This window comes from Streptomyces sp. NPDC042100 (assembly GCF_055582325.1).
On sequence record NZ_JBVJDK010000004.1, the window covers coordinates 132,077 to 145,666 of the forward strand.

Annotated in this window: 14 protein-coding genes; 11 read left to right on the forward strand and 3 right to left on the reverse strand. The window is 75.1% G+C overall.

Going from position 1 to position 13,590, the window contains the following annotated elements; translation table 11 throughout:
* Positions 1–44: 44 nt before the first annotated feature.
* Positions 45–1,217, forward strand: coding sequence for a PP2C family protein-serine/threonine phosphatase (locus ACZ6J5_RS10560; RefSeq protein WP_469389849.1), 1,173 nt, complete (start codon positions 45–47; stop codon positions 1,215–1,217).
* A 114-nt stretch (positions 1,218–1,331) separates the two neighbouring features.
* On the opposite strand, the gene ACZ6J5_RS10565 is transcribed toward ACZ6J5_RS10560, so the two are convergent.
* Positions 1,332–1,844 carry a MarR family transcriptional regulator gene (locus ACZ6J5_RS10565; protein ID WP_469389851.1) on the reverse strand — a complete coding sequence of 171 codons (513 nt, stop codon included), beginning with the start codon at positions 1,842–1,844 and terminating at the stop codon, positions 1,332–1,334.
* A 670-nt stretch (positions 1,845–2,514) separates the two neighbouring features.
* Between ACZ6J5_RS10565 and ACZ6J5_RS10570 the strand changes: the two genes are divergently transcribed.
* Positions 2,515–2,961, forward strand: coding sequence for an ATP-binding protein (locus ACZ6J5_RS10570; protein ID WP_469389853.1), 447 nt, complete (start codon positions 2,515–2,517; stop codon positions 2,959–2,961).
* Positions 2,962–3,020: 59 nt separating this feature from the next.
* On the opposite strand, the gene ACZ6J5_RS10575 is transcribed toward ACZ6J5_RS10570, so the two are convergent.
* Positions 3,021–3,275, reverse strand: coding sequence for a WhiB family transcriptional regulator (locus ACZ6J5_RS10575; protein ID WP_469389855.1), 255 nt, complete (start codon positions 3,273–3,275; stop codon positions 3,021–3,023).
* A 360-nt stretch (positions 3,276–3,635) separates the two neighbouring features.
* Here ACZ6J5_RS10575 and ACZ6J5_RS10580 point away from each other — a divergent pair, with 360 nt between their 5' ends.
* The 6 genes from ACZ6J5_RS10580 to ACZ6J5_RS10605 all read left to right on the forward strand — a co-directional run bounded on the left by ACZ6J5_RS10580 (position 3,636) and on the right by ACZ6J5_RS10605 (position 10,144).
* Positions 3,636–4,043, forward strand: a complete 408-nt coding sequence (locus tag ACZ6J5_RS10580; protein ID WP_469389857.1) for an STAS domain-containing protein — start codon at positions 3,636–3,638, stop codon at positions 4,041–4,043.
* On the forward strand, positions 4,040–6,259 hold the full coding sequence (locus ACZ6J5_RS10585) for a GAF domain-containing SpoIIE family protein phosphatase (RefSeq protein WP_469389859.1): 2,220 nt from the start codon (positions 4,040–4,042) through the stop codon (positions 6,257–6,259). The genes ACZ6J5_RS10580 and ACZ6J5_RS10585 overlap by 4 nt, the downstream gene beginning before the upstream one ends.
* A 175-nt stretch (positions 6,260–6,434) precedes the next feature.
* A complete protein-coding gene (locus ACZ6J5_RS10590) occupies positions 6,435–8,102 on the forward strand; it encodes a PP2C family protein-serine/threonine phosphatase (RefSeq protein WP_469389861.1) in 1,668 nt (555 codons plus the stop codon).
* Positions 8,099–9,196: a cobalamin B12-binding domain-containing protein gene (locus ACZ6J5_RS10595; protein ID WP_469389863.1), complete on the forward strand. Its 1,098-nt coding sequence runs from the start codon at positions 8,099–8,101 to the stop codon at positions 9,194–9,196. Before ACZ6J5_RS10590 ends, ACZ6J5_RS10595 begins: the two co-directional genes overlap by 4 nt.
* Positions 9,193–9,588: an STAS domain-containing protein gene (locus tag ACZ6J5_RS10600; RefSeq protein WP_469389865.1), complete on the forward strand. Its 396-nt coding sequence runs from the start codon at positions 9,193–9,195 to the stop codon at positions 9,586–9,588. The genes ACZ6J5_RS10595 and ACZ6J5_RS10600 overlap by 4 nt, the downstream gene beginning before the upstream one ends.
* Before the next feature lie 130 nt (positions 9,589–9,718).
* Entirely contained in the window at positions 9,719–10,144 is a 426-nt protein-coding gene (locus ACZ6J5_RS10605) for an SsgA family sporulation/cell division regulator (protein WP_469389867.1), read from the forward strand.
* Positions 10,145–10,167: 23 nt separating this feature from the next.
* Here the strand turns inward: ACZ6J5_RS10605 and ACZ6J5_RS10610 are convergent, their stop codons facing one another.
* Positions 10,168–10,590, reverse strand: coding sequence for an ATP-binding protein (locus tag ACZ6J5_RS10610; protein WP_469389868.1), 423 nt, complete (start codon positions 10,588–10,590; stop codon positions 10,168–10,170).
* A 168-nt stretch (positions 10,591–10,758) separates the two neighbouring features.
* Here ACZ6J5_RS10610 and ACZ6J5_RS10615 point away from each other — a divergent pair, with 168 nt between their 5' ends.
* The 3 genes from ACZ6J5_RS10615 (at position 10,759) to ACZ6J5_RS10625 (ending at position 13,557) form a co-directional block, all read left to right on the forward strand.
* The gene (locus tag ACZ6J5_RS10615; protein ID WP_469389870.1) at positions 10,759–11,616 is read left to right on the forward strand and encodes an RNA polymerase sigma factor SigF; all 858 of its coding nucleotides are present in this window, start codon (positions 10,759–10,761) and stop codon (positions 11,614–11,616) included.
* A gap of 58 nt (positions 11,617–11,674) precedes the next feature.
* Complete coding sequence (locus ACZ6J5_RS10620; RefSeq protein ID WP_469389872.1) at positions 11,675–12,745, forward strand: YihY/virulence factor BrkB family protein; 1,071 nt, start codon at positions 11,675–11,677, stop codon at positions 12,743–12,745.
* A gap of 110 nt (positions 12,746–12,855) precedes the next feature.
* Positions 12,856–13,557 carry a M24 family metallopeptidase gene (locus ACZ6J5_RS10625; RefSeq protein ID WP_469389874.1) on the forward strand — a complete coding sequence of 234 codons (702 nt, stop codon included), beginning with the start codon at positions 12,856–12,858 and terminating at the stop codon, positions 13,555–13,557.
* Positions 13,558–13,590: the final 33 nt, after the last annotated feature.

Sequence of the window (13,590 nt, forward strand, 5' to 3'; positions counted from 1 at the left end):
GGGCCGGGCACGCACGAGGAAGAGAGAAGGAGAAGAGGAGGACCGTGCGCGAGATCGCCGAGATCGAGGAGGCGCTCCGCCGGGCGGCCCCGCACCGGCTCGTGGAGGTCGTCCAGGACGCCCTCGGGGACCGCGGGGTGCTGCGGGTGGAACTCCGCATGGCCGACTACGGCCTGCGGACGCTCCAGCTCGTCGGGCCCGTCGCCGGAACGGAACCGTCGGTGCCGATCCACGACAGCCCCCAGGGGCGCGCCTTCGGCGCCCAGGAGCCGCACGTGTCCCGGGAGTCCGGGACGCTCCGGCTGCATCTTCCCGTGACGGTCCGCGGGGACCGGCTCGGGGTGCTGACGGCCGAACTGCCGCCGCGGGCCGACGTCGGGCCGCTGCTGCCCGGGCTCGCCCAGGTCTGCGAGGCGCTCGGCCACGAGATCCTGGTGGCGGAGCGGGACACGGACCTGTACGTCCTGGCGAGGCGCGCGACCCGGCTCACGCTGGCGGCCGAGATGCAGTGGCAGCTGCTGCCCGGCCGTTCCTGCGCTCGTCCCGAGTTCGCCCTGGCCGCTCATCTGGAGCCCGCCTACGCCATCTTCGGCGACAACTACGACTGGTCGGTCTCGGACGACCGGCTGACCCTGACGGTCACGAACGGCATGGGAGAGGGCATCGAGGCCGCCCTGCTGACGAACCTCGCGATCAACGCGCTCCGCAACGCCCGGCGGGCCGGCCTCCCGCCGGCGGACCAGGCCGCGCTGGCCGATCAGGCCGTGTACGCGCAGTACCGGGGCGAGGCGTTCGTGTCGGTGCTGCTGCTCTGCTTCGACCTGGCCACGGGCGAGGTGGAGGCCGTGGACGCGGGTTCGCCCCGGCTGTGGCGGCAGCGGGGGCAGGCGGTGGAGTCCGTCGCCTTCGAGGCGCAGCTGCCGCTGGGCATGTTCGAGGACACCGTGTACGTGCCGGAGCGGTTCTCCGTGCGGCCGGGCGACCGGCTGCTGTTCGGGAGCGACGGCGTGTACGCGACCGTCTCGCCGGCCGGTGAGAGCTACGGGGACCGGGCGCTGGCCCGCGCGCTGCGGGGGACGCGGCTGCTGCCGCCCACGCACGTGCCACAGGCGGTGCTCCGGGAGCTGGCCGTCCATCACGGCGGCGGCCCGCTGGAGGACGACGCCCTGGTCGTCTGCCTCGACTGGCACGGCAGCCCGTCCACAGTCGCCGGGTGACGAACGTATCCCCGGGGCGGCCCGGCGGATGCCCGGAAGCACGCCGTCAAGGACGCCCGGAGGGGGCGAGCGAGGGCAGGGGGTGGGCTCCGGGCCGAGGCCGGTGCGCGGGGATCAGGCCGAGCTGACGTCCTTCAGCGGAGGGCGGGCGCGTGACGGGGCGGTCCCTCCGCGCCCTCCCACCGCGTCGTGGAAGCCGGTCAGCCCGCGCAGCAGCTGCTTGCGGCTCGTCGCCGACATCTCCGTGATGACCGCGAGCAGGGCCTCCTCGCGCTGGGTCCTCAGGTCCCGCAGGTACGCCTTGCCGCGCGGGGTCAGGTGCAGCTCCACCTGCCGGCGGCTCACCGGGCTGGGCAGCCGCCGCACGAAGCCGAGCGCCTCCAGCCGGTCGCACATCCGGCTCACCGAAGGCGGCGCGGAGCCCAGCAGCTCGCCCAGCGTGCGCAGGCTGATGCCCTCCTCGCGGTCCAGGCTGTACAGCACGCGCAGCTGGCTCGCCGAGACGGGCGTCGGCGACACCATGTCCCGGCCGCGCTCCCACAGCACCTCCAGCAGCTCGATGAGCTCGCGGGCGGACGCGGCCGTCCGCTGCGGATCCCGCGCCGGCGGGGCCGGTTCGCTGGTCATGCCTGCCGGTCCTCCTCGGATGTCCGGGGCCGGGGACGGGTGCCTCGCGAGGGACCGGTCATCTCCACATCTCTCCAGAAAGCGGTACAGATCCGGTGGATCGACACATGACAGTGGAGGGCGCACGACACGGGGCGGCACCACACCTCCTCCTGGACTCCCTCCGTACCAGTCTCTCGCGCACCTGCACGCCGCGACCTCCGCCGAGCGGCTGCCACCGACCACGGATCCACGATTCCGCGCTCCCCCTGGAGCCCGTCCGGACAGCCGCGGGGACGGCGCACACGCCCCTGGACGCGGGCCCCGCCGGCCGTGCCCTCCGCATCCGGCAACCATATCTTTCCCGTGCCGCCGGGCCCACGGCACCCGTTTCCCGGCCCGTCGCGGTGCGCGGAGAGCGGTCCGGTGCCTGTCCGCACGGGGCCCGCGGTGCGGGCGTCGCGCGGCGGGCTCCGCGGCGCGCCGGACGCCGTCCTCTACGCTGTCCCGACCGGCGAGGCACGGGGCCGGGACTCCGGGCGGGGAACGGCACGGGGAGGACGCGCCGACCGCGTCGGCGCACCCGCCGCGCGTGTGATCCGCGTTGCGTGCGGTGTGGGAACCATGAACAGGGGAAAGGCGGGTACGAGAAGCCCAGCCGCCGACCCAGGACGAGGGGAGTACCAGCGCCATGACGGACGCGATCACCGCGGAGCGTGCGGTCCCGGAGCCTCTGCTCTCCGCAGGTGTCGTCTACGAAGACGCCGCCCGCGGCGGCGCGATCGCGGCCGCGCGCGCCTTCACCGCGGAGTTCCTCGCGGGCGCCGTGACCGTGCTGCGCGGGCCGGTCCGCGGCGAGGGCGTCGATCTCGCGCAGCTGGTGGTCAGCGAACTGGTCACCAACGCCGTCCGGCACACGGCCGGCCCCTGCCGTCTCCTCCTGGAACTCGGCCCCGACGCCCTGGAGATCTCGGTCTTCGACCAGGAATCCGCCGCGCCCGTGCCCCGCGGACACGACCCGCGCCGCATCGGCCAGCACGGCGTGGAGATCGTCGTCGCCATCTGCGAGAGCGTGACCGTGGAGCCCACCGCGGACGGGAAGCGGGTCCGCGCCCGTCTCTCCCTGCGACCGGAATAGGGCGCCCCGGCGCGCCCGAGGCGCCCTGGGGCGCCGGCCGGGCGGGATCCGCGGGCGGGTCACCCCCGGTGCTCCGCCCGGCGCCGCCGGCGCACCAGGGAACGCCGCTCGTCCTCGGTCAGGCCGCCCCACACGCCCGACGGCGGGCGCGACTGCGTCAGGGCCTCGCGCAGGCACGGTTCGCGCACCGGGCAGGCACGGCAGACCTTCTTGGCCTCCTCCTCCTGGGCGAGCGCGGGGGCGCCGGTGCCCACCGGGAAGAACAGATCGGGGTCGACCTCCTGGCAGGCCGCGGCGGTACGCCAGCCGTCCATGTGAGCCTCCTGGCACGTGCGTGGGGATTCCTGTCCCCGTCCGCCTGACCGTTCGGCCGTCCGCGAAACCCGCGGGGGCCGCGCCGGACGTCAACGGGGGCCGCGCCGCGCTCCGCGGGGAACGGGCGCGACACTCCACCACGCCATGGCCACACCGACACCGAACACCAGGACCAGCAAGACCGGCACGACGGATTCCTTCCGGGAGCGGAACGCGTTCGAGGATGCGGATGACCCCGCGCACCACGCCGAAACCCCTTCCCGCGGCATGAATCCGGAGGACCGGGAAACACGGAATCAAGCGCGACGACAGGCCCTAGGCTGAAGCGTCCGCGGAGTCGCACACGGAGGAAATCGAGGGTGTTCTCGGTCGACGTCATACAGGAGGAACGGGGCACGGTGTGGGTGCTCCGCGGCGAGCTGGACTTCGACAGCGCCGTCCAGCTCGACGAGGCGGGGCGCGGGGCTACGGGCGCCGACGGCGCGACGGGGCCCGTCGTGGTCGACCTCGCCGCGCTGACCTTCTGCGACTCCAGCGGCATCAGCGCGCTGCTGAGGATCTACCGGGACCTGGCCACCCAGGGCAGGCCGCTCCGGCTGGCCGCCGTACCGCCGCCCGTCCGGCGGCTGTTCACCCTGACGGGCCTCGACCAGGTCTTCACCGTGCACGCCGACGCGCACGAAGCACTCGCGGCGGGGCCGGCCGGCCCGGACCCCGTATCCGGAGCCGGGACACCGGCGCCGCAGAACAGGAGAGAGAGCGCATGAGGCGCGTACCGGGTCAGCACCCGCACCGGCCCGGCCTGTCGGACGGCGCCGCCCGGCGCTCCGACGGCCCAGCGGACGACGACCTCAGGGTGCTGTTCGGCGAGGCCACCGCCGTCTTCGCCTCCCTCGCCGGCCCCGCGCACATGGTCGAGAGCGCCAACCCGGCCTTCTTCCGGGGCATCGGCGCCGGCCCGCGCGTCCGCACCGGCATGCCCTTGGCGCAGCTGCTGCCCGAGCCCGCCGACCAGGCGCTCATCAGGGTGCTCGACCGGGTCTACCGGTCCGGCGTCCCCAGCGCCGGACGCGACGCCCGGCTCCTGCTGGACGACGAGGACGGCGGCGAGCCTCGGGAGGCCTTCTTCGACCTCAGTTACGAACCGCGTGTCGACTCCGGCGGCAATGTCACCGGCGTCCGGGTCATCGGGATCGAGACGACGCAGGTCAAGCAGGCCCAGCGGTTCACGGCGGAACACCGGGCCCTGCTGGAACAGATCGCCCGGCAGGCACCCCTGCCCGAGATCCTGGACGGCATGGTCCGCGCGATAGAGGAGCTGTCGTCGGAGGGTCTCGTCGCCTCCGTCCTCCTCGCCGACCAGGACGGCCGGCGCCTCGTCCACGGCGCGGCCCCGAGCCTGCCCGGCTTCTACAACCGGGCCGTCGACGGCATCGGGGTCGCCGAGGGCGCCGGGTCCTGCGGCACCGCCGCGCACCGCCGCGAGACCGTCGTCGTCGGGGACATCGCGACGGACCCCCTGTGGGACGACTTCCGCGACCTCGCGCGGCGGGCCGGCCTGGCCGCCTGCTGGTCCACCCCCGTCATGGGACGCGACGGGGCCCTCCTGGGCACCTTCGCGATGTACCACCGCGCCCCGAGACTCCCCCAGGCGGCCGACCTTGCCCTCGCCCGGCTGTTCGCCGACACCGCGGCGCTCGCCGTGGAACGGCAGCGGGCCGAGACCGCCCGGACCGCCGCCGAGGCCCGTGAGCGGGCGGCCCGCGAGGACCTCGGTTTCCTCCTCCAGGCCAGCACCGCGCTCACCGTCGACCTCGACGCCGTCCAGACCCTGGAGCGGCTGGCCGCCTCCTGCGCCCCACGGCTGGCGCCCCTGTGCGCCGTCGACGTGGTGGAGAACGGGCGCCTGCGCCGGGTCGCCACGGCCGCCCCCGACGAACGCCGCCGGGAGCTCCTCGCCGCGCACGTCCCGCGCCACGACGCCGACGAGGACGCCGTCGCCCGGGTCCTCGCGACGCGCGCGAGCGAGGTCGCCCGGCGCGCCCCGACCGGCCCCGGCCCCTGGCGGGACCTCGGCGTGACGGGCTACCTCTGCATCCCGCTGCTGGACCGGGGTACCCCTTTCGGCACGGTGACGCTCCTCTCCACCGACGCGGAGCCCTTCGACGGCCACCATGTCGCGCTCGCCGAGGAACTCGCCCGCAGGGCCGCCTCGGCCGCCCGCCACGCCCGCCAGTACACGCACCGGGTGACCCTCGCCCGGGATCTGCAGGCCGGGCTGCTCATGCCGGAACTCCCGGACGTGCCCGGCGCGGACGTCGCCACCTCCTATCACCCCGCCGGCGAGGGCCTCGACATCGGCGGTGACTTCTACGACGTCTTCCCGCTGGACGACGGGCGGTGGGCCTTCCTGCTCGGCGACGTCTGCGGGCGCGGCGCCATCGCCGCCACCACCACCGCGCTCGTCCGCCACACCGCGCGCGCCGTCGCCCCCCTGCTGCCCGGCCCCGAGGAGGTCGTCGCCGCCGTCAACCGGGCCCTCGTCAACCGCCCCGGCAGCCACGGCACCGGATTCGTCACCCTCGTGTACGGCCGGCTCACCCCCACCGGCCACGGGCTGGACGTCGAGCTGGTCCGGGCCGGCCACACCCTGCCCCTCCGCCTCGACACCCGGCACGCCACCCGTCTCGTGGACGCCCCCGGGTCCCTGCTCGGCATCTCCGACGGGACCGACGTCGTCTCCCGGACCCTCCATCTCGACCCGCACGAGAGCCTGCTGCTCTACACCGACGGCATCACGGAGGCCCGCGACGGTTCGGGCGAGCAGTTCGGCGAGAAGCGGCTCGCCGAGGCCGTCGCCGGGGCCCCGGCCCGCCCGTCGGCCCAGCAGCTCGTCGACGCGCTCACCCGCGCGGTGCGCGACTTCACGGGCGGGCACGACATCGACGACGACCGGGCGATCCTGGTCCTCACCGCCACCTGAGGGCCGCGTCCGGTGTGAAGCACGTGTGCTTCAATCGTGTGGATCGTGCGGGGCTGGACCGGATGCGTACCGGAAGAGCGGGCCTCACTTGATGTGCGGAGCCCGGTGCGCGAGGGTGGACGGACGAGCTGTCGTCGAGTGGGAAGGTGGCGGGCCACGACGTGCGGCCACGCTTATGACTGTTTTCGAGCACGAGTCCGGCCGCCCCGGGGAGACCGCGGAGGCGGTCCCCCTGTGGCGCGGCTCGCCGCACCCGGCGCTGGTGGCCGACCGCGAGGGCGGTGTCGTGGAGTTCAACGCCGCCGCGGCCGACCTCTTCCCTCGGATGGGGGTCGGCAAGGGGCTGGACGAGGTCGTGCCGCGCTGGCTCGCCGACGCCCACCGGCGGCTGGCCCGTCCGGCACCCGCCCCGGCCGGGGCGGAATCCGTCCCGTTGCGCGGCAGCCACGACGGCAGGCTCCTGCGGGCCCACCCCACCGAGTCCGGCCACGGCGACGTGGCCTGGTGGCTGGTCGACGACTCCGACCTGACGGCCGCGCAGGACGCCCTGCGGGTCGAACGGGAGCGCCACGCGATCCTGGCCGAGGCCTCCACCCAGCTGCTGGCCTCGCTCAACCCCGACCGCTGCCTGGAGAAGGCGGCCCTGCTCGCCGCCGACCACCTCGGCGACGCGGCGCTCGTGATCTCCCCGCCCGGGGCGCGCAACCGGTCCACCGTGGTCACCGCCATGGCCGGGGGCTTCGAGCGGACGCTGCTCGCCCTGGACCCGAACCTGGTGCCCGGTCTGGCCGAGGCGCTCCAGGGCTTCCCTCCGGTGCCCGCCCGCTGGATCGACCCGGCCGAGCTTCCGCCCTGGGCCGTGCCCGAGGGCTTCGGGGGCACCCCCGGGTCCGTCGTCGTCACCCCGCTGCCGGGGCACGGCGTTCCCGCGGGCGCCCTGATCCTGCTGCGGCGCGGCGGACGGCGGGCCTTCGACACCTCCGAGGAGCACTTCGCCCGGCTGTTCGCCGCCCGCGCCGGGGCCGCCCTGTCGGCCGCGCGCCTCTACGCGGAGCAGGCCGGCGTCACGCGCGCGCTGATCGCCGAACTGCTCCCGCCCAAGCTCCACCACGTCGACGGGGTCGACTTCGCCGGCGGCTACCGCACCTCGCGGGAGACCGAGCGGATCGGCGGCGACTTCTACGAGGTGCACCCCGGCACCGACGACGGCCGCGACACGCTCGCCGTCCTCGGCGACGTGTGCGGCAAGGGGCTGGACGCCGCCGTGCTCACGGGCCGGATCCGCAGCACCGTGCAGGCGCTGCTGCCGCTCGCCGGCGACCACCAGGAGGTCCTGCGGCTCCTCAACGGCGCCCTGCTGACCGCCCGGCACACCCGCTTCGCCACCCTGGTCCTGGCCTCGGTGCGGCGCACCGGCGGCCGGGTGCGGCTCCGGCTCACCAGCGCCGGACACCCCCGCCCGCTCGTCCTGCGCGCCACGGGAGAGGTGGAGGAGGTGGACACCGACGGGACCCTGGTGGGCGCCCTCCCCCTCGTCACCAGCCGGTCCACGACGGTGGACCTCTCCCCCGGCGAGACCTGCCTGCTCTACACGGACGGGATCACGGAAGCCCGGGGCGGGCCGCTCGGACCCGCCATGTTCGGCGAGGAGCGGCTCCGTTCCGTGCTCTCCGAGTGCGTGGGCCTCCCGGCCGAGGCCGTCGTCGAGCGGGTGCAGATGATCGCCGGGGACTGGGTGGGCCGCGGTCCCCACGACGACATGGCGGTCGTCGCCATCACCGCGCCCCACACCACCCATCTCTCGGCGGTGAACGGCCACACCCGGGGCAGGTACACCGCGTGACCACACAGACCACCGCCCCGACCGACGTCCTCGTCGCCACTCGCCGACAGCTCTGGGCCGCCCTGGAGGCGAGGGACGAACCGGCGGCCACCGCCACCGTCCTCGGCGCCCACGACGCCGGGGTCCCCGTCGAGGACCTCCTCCTCGACGTGATCGGCCGCGTGCAGGCCGGGATCGGCGCGGAATGGGCCGCCGGCCGCGTCGGCGTCGCCCAGGAACACGCCGCCACGGCCATCCAGGACCGGGTCGTCTCGGTGCTCGCCCACCGCACGGCGGGCGCGGCGGGCCGCCGGCCGGAGACCGGGCAGGCGCCCCGGCGGGTCACCGTCGCCTGCGTCGACGGCGAGTGGCACGCCCTGCCCGCCCGGCTCCTCGCCGAGGTCCTGCGCTGCCGGGGCTTCCTCGTCGACTACCTCGGGGCGCACGTCCCCACCTCCCACCTCGTCGCCCATCTGCACCAGACCGGCACGGACGTCGTCGCCCTCTCGTCCTCGCTGCCCGTCCGGCTCCCGGCGGCCCACGCCGCCGTCACCGCCGTCCAGGCCACCGGACTACCGGTCCTCGTCGGGGGTGCCGCCTTCGGCCCCGACGGCCGCTACGCCCGGCTGCTGGGTGCCGACGGGTGGGCCCCGGACGCCCGGGCCGCCGCCCGGCTCCTCGCCGTCGGACCGCCGCCGCGCCCGGTCCGGCCGGCCGCCGACCTGCCCCACCTCGCCGACCAGGAGTACACCCTGGTCACCCGGGCCCGGAACGGGCTGATCCGGCAGACCCTGCAGGGACTTGAGGACACGGTCCCGGCCATGGCCTCGTACACCGACCGGCAGCGGGAGCGGACCGCCGAGGACCTCGCCCACATCGTCGACTTCCTCGGCGCCTCGCTCTACACGGACGACCCCGGGCTGTTCACCGGCTTCGTCACCTGGACCGCCGGGGTCCTCGGGGCCCGGGGCGTCCCGGGCGGTGCCCTGGTCGCCGCCCTCGACCTGCTCGCCGACGCCCAGCGGGACTTCCCCCGCGCGCGGGCGCACCTCGCCGCCGGGCGTCGCGCGCTCCTTTCCGTACCCGCTCCGCACGCCCCGGGACCCGCGTCGTGAACACACCCGACCGCACCTTCGACATCGAGGCAGTCGCCGCGCCCGGCGGTGCCTTGCGCGTGACGCTCGCCGGCGACCTGGCCTGGGAGAGCGCCGACGAGCTGGTGGACGCCGTCCGGGCCGTCCTCGGCCCGGAGACCTCGGACCTGCGCCTCGACTGCTCCGCGCTCACCCTCTGCGACTCGATGGGCCTCTCGGCCCTGCTGGCCCTCCACCGGCTCGCCGGGACGGCGGGCATTCCGCTGCGCCTCGACCGCCGACCGCCCTTCCTCGACCGGCTGCTCCTGCTCACCGGCACGTACGAGCACCTGACGGGCCGGTCCGAGAGCAGGGATCCCGACGGGGACACGCCCAGCGGCGCGACGGAGGGCCCTCGGCCCGCCGGTCCCTGACGGGATCTCACGGCCGAGGCGCGCGGCGGGGCCCGGCCGTGCGTCGGGCACGGCGAGACGAGGTGTAAGAACGGCGGGACGGGTCAAGCGGACACGGACCGCTCGCTGACATCCCCGGCAGGAGACCCCCGTGTCGCGTCCGCCCCTCGCACCGCTCCCCGCACCGCGCACCCTCGTCCGGCCGATGGCCATGGAACTGTTCACCGCGGAGGCGGCGGTCCCGATCGAGACCACCGTCGGCTACGAGTCCCGCGACCCGTACGCCCTGAGCCTCGCCTTCCACCTCCTCGGCGAGGACCCGGTGGTGTGGCGGGTCGACCGCGAGATGGTGCTCGCCGGGGCCCTCGGCCCCACCGGGGACGGCGAGGTGCGGATCGGCCCGTCCCCCGACGGCGGGCTCCTGCTCCGGCTCGGGCCGGCGGGGTGGCGCGCCGTCGTCCGCTGCGACCAGGAGGCGCTCCGCGGCTTCGCCCGCGAGACCTTCGTCCTGGTGCCGCGCGGCACCGAGGACCGCCATGTCGACTGGGCGCCGCTGCTCGCCTCCCTCGGCCGTTGAGGTGCCGCGTGGGCGGCGGCGCCTCAGCCGGTGCGGGCTCCGCCGCCCGGGCGGAAGCACGCCGTGACGTCCTTGCCGCGCGGGCAGGGGCGGGTGCGCACCTCGTCGGCGAGCGCGTCGACGAGGAGCAGTCCGCGCCCGCCCAGCGCGCCGTGGTCGGGGCTCCGCTGCTGGGGCACCAGGTGGGAGGCGTCGTGCACGGTGACGTGCAGGCACTCGTCATCCCAGGCGAGGATCAGCTGCGCGGCACTGCGGGCGTGCACATGGGCGTTGGTGACGAGCTCGGACACCGCCAGCACGACGGCGTCCGCCACGCCGGGCGCGGTACGGTCCCAGCCCAGGCTCTCCAGGTGCCCGCGCGTCCAGTCCCGGGCCGTCTTCACGCTGCTGCCCATCGGCAGCGACCGCGCCCAGCCGACGGCCCTCATCGACGGATCCCGTGTCATGTCTCTCCTTCCGACGAACGGTCAGGGCGTCCGTCTGCCCCCCGCCATGGCGGGGAAAACCGGCCGAAAACTCATACGCATCCGACAGGCCTGAAGAAGAGAAGTCAGGGTAGGCGCACAATATCGAGCCATGGGTTCCGATGAGGAAGCACACGAAAGGGGACGGGTGTGACGGTCACTACGATGCCTGTGACGGGAGTCGAGTCCGGGAAGGGGACACTGCCGCAGATCACGGACACGTTGGCGGTCGCGCCCAAGGACGCGAGGGCGCTCTCGAAGATCTTCTTCCAGGAGCTCACGACACTGGAGGAGGGGACGCACGCGTACCAGTACGCGCGGAACACCCTCATCGAGATGAACATGAGCCTGGTCCGCTACGCGGCCGGGCGCTTCCGGCACCGCGCCGACGAGATGGAGGACATCGTCCAGGTCGGCATGATCGGCCTGATCAAGGCGATCGACCGGTTCGAGCTGTCGCGCGAGGTCGAGTTCGCCACCTTCGCCGTCCCCTACATCGTCGGCGAGATCAAGCGGTTCTTCCGGGACACCTCCTGGGCGGTGCACGTGCCCCGCAGGCTCCAGGAGGCGCGGGTGGAGCTGGCCAAGGCGACCGAGGAGCTCAGCAGCCGCCTCGGACGGACGCCGACGGCCAAGGAGCTGGCCGCCCTGATGAGCCTCAGCGAGGAGGAGGTCACCGAGGCGCGGCTGGCGTCCAACGGCTACAACTCCTCGTCGCTCGACGCCGCCCTGAGCGGTGAGGACGAGGACGGCGACGCCTCGCTGGCCGACTTCATCGGCACCGAGGACCCGGCCATGGAGCTGGTGGAGGACTTCCACTCGCTGGCCCCGCTCATCGCGGACCTCGACGAACGCGACCGCACGATCATCCACTTGCGGTTCGTGGAGGAACTGACCCAGGCGCAGATCGGCGAGCGGCTGGGCTGCTCGCAGATGCACGTCTCCCGGCTCCTCGGCCGCACGGTGAAGCGACTGCGCGCGGGCCTGCTCGGCACCGGCGCGGGCTGATCCGGCTCGCGCCCGACGGCTCCGGCGTAGGACCGGCGAAGGCGGGTAACCGGCGGGCATGGCCGAACGCGACGTCCGCGCACGACGGACCCCCGAACCCCTGCCCCCGACCCCCGCCCGGGGCCCGGGGCCGGGCGCCGCCGTCGAGGAGCGCGCCCCGGACTCGCCCGCCGCCCTCTCCCGGTCCTCCTGGGCCGAGGTCCTGAAGGGGTCGGCGCGCGGGTTCGCGGACGACGAACTCATGGACCGGGCCGGGACGCTGACGTACTACGGCGTCCTGTCGCTCTTCCCGGCGCTGCTCGCCCTGGTCTCGCTGCTCGGGATCAGCGGACGGCGGACCACCGACCGGGTGACGGAGAACCTGCGGGAGCTGGCACCGGGACCGGCCCGGGACGTCCTGGAACAGGGCCTTCAGGCGATCTCCGGCAGCGGTGGCACCGGAGTCCTCACGGCCTGCGTCGGACTCCTGGTGGCGCTGTGGTCCGCGTCCGGCTACGTCGGGGCCTTCATGCGCGCCGCCAACCACGTGCACGACGTCCCCGAGGGCCGCCCCCTGTGGAAGCTGCTGCCGATCCGGCTCGGCATGACGGCCCTGCTCATGGTCATGGCCGCCGCGGCCGCCCCGCTGCTCGTGGTCAGCGGCGACGTGGCACGCCGGGCCGGCGGCGCGCTGGGCGTCGGCGACACCGCCGTGACGGTCTGGTCGACGGCCCGGCCGCCCCTCCTGCTGGTACTCGCCGTGGTCATGATCGCCCTGCTGTACTGGGGCAGCCCGAACGCCAAGGGCCGCGGCTGGCGCTGGATCACCCCCGGCAGCGCGCTCGCCCTGCTGATCTGGATGGCGGCCTCGGCGGGCTTCGCGGTGTACGTCTCCTCCTTCGCCTCGTACAACCGGGTCTACGGCGCGATGGCCGGCGTCGTCGTCTTCCTCGTCTGGCTGTGGATCAGCAACCTGGCGCTGCTGCTGGGGCTGGAGTTCGATGCCGAACTGCTCCGGCGGCGCGCGGTGGTCGGAGGTATGCCGCCGGACCGGGAACCGTACGTCAGGCCACGTGACACGCGGGCGTGGAGCGACGAGGAGCGCCGCGAGGCGGGCCTGCCCGAGAAGCCGGGTCACCACGGTGCGTGAGGCAGCCGCCCGCTGTCGTGGTGTGAACCAGGCGCGGGGGCACCGGAGTTCCCTTCTCCTGGAGGATCATCCGGTGATGCCGGGCGCGCGGGCGCTGTTAGCTTCGCCCGATGACTACGTTGGACCTGATGGACTCGGGGCTGCGCGCCCTCCACCTGCGGGAGGGGCAGCGCCTGGCGCAGCGCCTGTTCGCGCAGGTGATCGACACGCAGGTGCTCCGGCCCGGCCGCAGCGAGGAAGAGGCGGACAACCGGATCGCCCTCCTCGCCCGGGACGTGTTCGGCGCGCGGGCGGGCCGGGTGCGGCGCCGTTTCGTGCGCGCGGAGCCGCACGCCCCGGTGGCCGGGCGGTGGCAGGAGCGGCTCATCGGGGCGCAGGACCTGGTCGTGCTGGACTTCGAGCCGTTGCTCGCCCCGTACGAGACGGGCTTCGCCCGGACCGTGGCCCTCGGCGACGCCCCGGTGCGGCGGCGGCTCGTGCAGGACGCGGCGGCGGTGGCCGCCGCCGCCCGGGACGCCTTCCGGGCCGACGGCTCCCTCACCGGCCGCGAGCTGCACGCGCGGGTGCGCGAGCTGGCCGCCGGGGCGGGGCGGGCGCTGGGCGGGCGGCACTGCGGCCGGCTGACCGGACCCGCGCCGGGCGCGCGGCCCGGGGCGGCCCGGCCGGAGCTGCTCATCGGGCCGGACAACGCGCTGCCGCTGCGCCGCAGGCTGGCGGACGGCGGCCGGGCGCACTGGATCCTCCATGTGCACCTCGTCGACGAGCGGGGCGGCCACGGGGCCGTCCACACCGAGCTGCTCGACCTCGTCTGACCCGGGCCGCGCCGCCGGCCCGTGCCCCGGCCC